Annotated in this window: 1 protein-coding gene and 1 pseudogene; both read right to left on the reverse strand. The window is 60.2% G+C overall.

The genetic code is table 11. The features are described 5' to 3' along the window. Positions 1 to 431, reverse strand: a 431-nt coding sequence (locus tag JSY17_RS25525) for an ATP-binding cassette domain-containing protein (protein WP_206403390.1), incomplete at its 3' end; no start/stop codon positions are given. Then, positions 428 to 601: pseudogene (locus JSY17_RS25530) on the reverse strand (urea ABC transporter permease subunit UrtC); the annotation flags it as partial. The pseudogene JSY17_RS25530 and the gene JSY17_RS25525, both read right to left, overlap by 4 nt.

A 601-nucleotide genomic window follows, 5' to 3' on the forward strand; every position in this document is an offset into this window, starting at 1 on the left:
AGTTCCAGGTTTTCGAATACGCTCAGGGCTTCGAAGACCGTGGGCTTCTGAAACTTGCGACCGATGCCGGCCTGGGCGATCTGCACTTCGCTCATCTGCGTCAGGTCCAGGGTTTCACCGAACCAGGCCTTGCCGTGGCTGGGACGTGTCTTGCCGGTGATCACGTCCATCAGCGTGGTCTTGCCCGCGCCGTTGGGGCCGATGATGCAGCGCAGTTCGCCCACGCCGATGTACAGATTCAGGTCATTGAGAGCCTTGAAACCGTCGAAGCTGACGCTGATGTCTTCCAGGGTCAGGATCGTGCCGTGCCGGGTATTGAGGCCCTTGCCCGCGACCTGGCCCAGACCGATGGCGTCACGGCTGGTGCCGGCGTCGGAATTGGGATCGAGGATCGGTTCGAGCATGAAAGCAGGTGTCGGTGTGTTGTTCATGACTCGCTCCTTTTCTTCAGCAGGCCGATCACGCCCTTGGGCAGATACAGCGTCACGATGATGAACAGTGCGCCCAGAAAGAACAGCCAGTATTCAGGGAAGGCCACGGTGAACCAGCTCTTCATGCCGTTGACCAGACCTGCGCCCAGCAATGGGCCGATCAGGGTGCC

The sequence above is a fragment of the Pseudomonas capsici genome (assembly GCF_017165765.1).
Classification (GTDB): Bacteria; Pseudomonadota; Gammaproteobacteria; order Pseudomonadales; family Pseudomonadaceae; genus Aquipseudomonas; species Aquipseudomonas capsici.